The following is a 1465-nucleotide window of genomic DNA, read 5'->3' as shown; positions in this document are numbered from 1 at the left end:
GACCGCGGTCTTCATTCCCATGGCGCTGGCCAGCGGCTCGGTCGGCGTCATCTACCAGCAGTTCACGCTGTCGATGGCGGTGTCGATCCTGTTCTCGGCGCTGCTCGCACTCAGCCTGACCCCAGCCCTGTGCGCGACCATCCTCAAGCCGGTCGCCCATAGCCACGCGGCCAAGCGCGGCTTCTTCGGGTGGTTCAATCGCCGTTTCGACAGCATGACCGTGCGCTATGAGACGCGTGTGGGCAAACTGGTCAAGCGCACCGGCCGTGTCATGCTGGTCTTCCTGCTGTTGACCGGCGTCCTCGCTTTCGCATTCAACAGGCTGCCGTCGGCCTTCCTGCCGGAGGAAGACCAGGGCTACTTCATCACCAGCATCCAGCTGCCCGCCGATGCGACCACCGAGCGCACGCTCGACGTCGTCAAGACCTACGAGGATTATCTGACGACCCGCCCCGGCATCAAGTCGAACATCGCCATCATCGGCTACGGCCTGTCCGGTTCCGGTCCGAACGCGGCGGTGAACTTCACGATGCTCAAGGACTGGGACAAGCGCGAAGGCGCGAACGCCTGGGAGGAAGTGTACGAAGCCTACATGACAATGGCCAGGAAAGCCGGCGAAGGCACGATCTTCAGCCTGATGCCACCGGCCATCGACGAGCTGGGCAACTCTTCGGGCTTCTCGATGCGCCTGCTCGACCGCGGCAACCATGGCTATGCAGCACTTCAGGACGCCCAGGCAAAACTGCTCGAGCTTGCCGCGAAGAGCCAGGTCGTCACCGGTGTCTACGCGGACGTACTCCCTCCGGGTTCGGGCATCAGCCTGAAGATCGACCGCCAGAAGGTCCAGGCGCTGGGCTTGTCGTTCGCCGAGGTAAGCGACATGCTCTCCACCGCCATGGGATCGAGCTATGTCAACGACTTCCCGAATCGCGGCCGGATGCAGCAGGTCATCCTCCAGGCAGACGCCGCCTCCCGCATGCAGATCGATGACGTCCTGCGCCTGCGTGTGCGCAATGCCAACGGCGGCATGGTCGCACTCTCGGAAGTGATCAATCCGGGCTGGGAAGACACGCCGCTCCAGCTGATGCGCTACCAGGGGCAGCCGGCCGTGCGCATCGCAGGCTCTGCGGCACCAGGTGCGTCGAGCGGCGAAGCAATGGCTGAGATGGAGCGTCTTGCCGCCCAGCTCCCGCCAGGCTTCGACGTGGCCTGGACCGGCCAGTCGCTGCAGGAACGCCAGTCGGCGGATCAGGCCCCGATGTTGATGGCGCTGTCGATGCTGGTGGTCTTCCTGGTGCTGGCGGCGCTGTACGAGAGCTGGTCGATCCCGCTGTCCGTGATGCTGGTCGTACCGCTTGGCCTCTTGGGCGCGGTCGGTGCAGTCATGCTGGTCGGTATGCCGAACGATGTCTTCTTCAAGGTCGGCATGATCACCGTGATCGGGCTGTCGGCGAAGAACGCGATC

1 protein-coding gene is annotated in these 1465 nt (G+C 64.2%); it reads left to right on the top strand.

Annotation, left to right across the window (positions count from 1 at the left end; all coding sequences use genetic code 11):
- Positions 1–1465: efflux RND transporter permease subunit (locus RT688_RS23720; RefSeq protein ID WP_313707275.1), on the top strand; the 1465-nt coding region annotated here is incomplete at both ends.

It is taken from the genome of Massilia sp. (genome assembly GCF_032106685.1).
In the GTDB taxonomy this organism is placed as follows: Bacteria; Pseudomonadota; Gammaproteobacteria; order Burkholderiales; family Burkholderiaceae_D; genus Telluria.
This window is presented reverse-complemented; position numbering and strand designations above follow the sequence as displayed.